Raw genomic sequence first — 1,926 nt, forward strand, 5'->3', positions numbered from 1 at the left:
TCGAACGTAGGCGTGGGCGGTGCCCACACTGATCCGGAATGCGGCCGCGATCTGTGCAAGGGTGTCGTGCTTTGCGCAGGTACACCAGCGCGACGAGAGCTCGCTGCGAGGGCCGGAGCTTGCAGCGGCGGTCACCCTCCCGGGTGACGATCAGCATCGTCACCCACTCAACGAGCGCGTGGGGCAGGTCCAGTGCGGCAGGATGCGTAACCAACGAGGCTCCTCGGCCCGAGAGTTGAGACGTCAGACAGCTCGCTCAACCGTCGAGGAGCCTTGTCCGTTCTGTGCTGGTCTCTGACCAGCGCACCATCACCCGATCGGTGGGCCTGCTGACAAAGCTCAGTAAGTCCGAGGCATCCCGTGGAGCAGGTGCCACCAGTTCACCGACCAGGCTGCCAACCCAAGGCCATACCGGCACGGTTGAACCGACGCACACGCCCGACAACGGGCCCTCTCTTCGGGTGGGACTGGCCAGTCCAGCCCAAGCGAAACTTCCCGTTCTCGTCCGGCCGCACCGCGGGCAGGCGGACAACAACGAGTTCATCGTCATACGGATCTCGCACCGTCTGGACGCCGACAAGCGCGCGTTCATCTGATTCCCCGCCTCCATCCCGCCGGCGGCCGGTCTTCCGGCCGCCGGCGTGCCCGTACGGGTCGTGGAGTGCAGCTCTCGCCGCCTCGTGAGTTTGGTGTCAGACGGCGGGCTGGTGCGGGCCGGCAGCTTCGGGGAGCAGTCGGGCGCTGAGACGGTCCGCGCTCGGCCAGCGCACGTCGTGGACCCAGCGCAGCTTCTCGAATACCCAGATGAGGCGTGCCGACGGGTCGAGCTGGCCCGGCAGGACGCCGTGGCGCGCGCCCGTGGGGTCGGCGTGATGTGAGTTGTGCCAGCTCTCGCCGAAGGACAGCAGTGCGAGCGGCCAGAAGTTGGTGGCCTTGTCCCGACTGATGAACGGGCGTTTGCCCGCGACGTGGCAGACCGAGTTCACCGACCACGTGACGTGGTGCAGCAGCGCCATCCGGATCACGCCGGCCCAGAAGAAGCCGGTCAGCGCACCGGTCCAGGTGCCGGTGACGAGCCCGCCGACCAGTGCCGGGAACAGGAGCGAGACGGCGGTCAGCAACCCGAAGAACCGACCGACGAGCCGCAGGTCGGGATCGGCGGCGATGTCGGGCGCGAACCTGGCACGGTTACTCAGCTCGCGCTTCAGCATCCACCCGATATGCGCGTGGAGAAGCCCCTTGAGCAGCGCGCGGGTGTCGGTCCCGTAGCGCCAGGGCGAGTGCGGGTCGCCCTCTCGGTCGGCGAAGGCGTGATGGCGGCGGTGGTTCGCCACCCACTGGACCGGTGAACCCTCGACCCCCAACGAACCCGCGACGGCCAGGGCGATCCGCAGGCCCCGCCGTGCCTTGAACGAGCGATGCGTGAAGAGGCGGTGATAACCGACCGTGAGTCCGAAGCCGGACACGAGGTAGGCGACCACCGCCATGCCGACGTCCAGCATGGACAGGCCCCATCCCCACACGAACAGCGCCGCAGCGATCAGGCAGATCGGCGGGCCGACGACGAAGATCCACATCGCCACCCCCGCCGCGGCCGTCTGCGGGGCGTCGAGCAGCGGCTTGAACTCGGCCGCGGTCTCGGCGTCGCGTTCGGCGACGGCCTGTTCAGCACGGTCAGCGTCGCTCGGGTTCATCGATTCCTCGCCGTTGCTCGAGCCATTTCGGATGTGGTGCCGGACCGGCCGGGATCATGCGCACCTGTGCGCGCTTTCGAGCACACTCGCCAGCCCACGGCATACGATCCCACCGGACGGCATCCGTGCAGGTCGTCGCCGATGTCCAGGGTGTGAACGCCGGGGGACCGAATTTCCTTTGGCACGCCTTTTGACGTTCCACCCACCTCACCTTGCCCAGCAACGTATGTGC

The 1,926-nt window shown here is 67.9% G+C and carries 2 protein-coding genes and 1 pseudogene; 1 reads left to right on the forward strand and 2 read right to left on the reverse strand.

Features of this window, described 5'->3' with window-relative positions; genetic code table 11:
• Positions 1 to 214, reverse strand: a pseudogene (locus ABZV38_RS40260) (transposase family protein); the annotation flags it as partial.
• A 70-nt stretch (positions 215 to 284) separates the two neighbouring features.
• Here ABZV38_RS40260 and ABZV38_RS40265 point away from each other — a divergent pair.
• Positions 285 to 596 carry a hypothetical protein gene (locus tag ABZV38_RS40265; protein ID WP_356333909.1) on the forward strand — a complete coding sequence of 104 codons (312 nt, stop codon included), beginning with the start codon at positions 285 to 287 and terminating at the stop codon, positions 594 to 596.
• 96 nt (positions 597 to 692) lie between these two features.
• Here ABZV38_RS40265 and ABZV38_RS40270 read toward each other — a convergent pair whose 3' ends face one another.
• Complete coding sequence (locus ABZV38_RS40270) at positions 693 to 1,694, reverse strand: fatty acid desaturase (RefSeq protein ID WP_356333911.1); 1,002 nt, start codon at positions 1,692 to 1,694, stop codon at positions 693 to 695.
• Between the last annotated feature and the right edge of the window lie 232 nt (positions 1,695 to 1,926).

The sequence above is a fragment of the Streptomyces sp. NPDC005181 genome, from assembly GCF_040608395.1.
GTDB lineage: Bacteria > Actinomycetota > Actinomycetes > Streptomycetales > Streptomycetaceae > Streptomyces.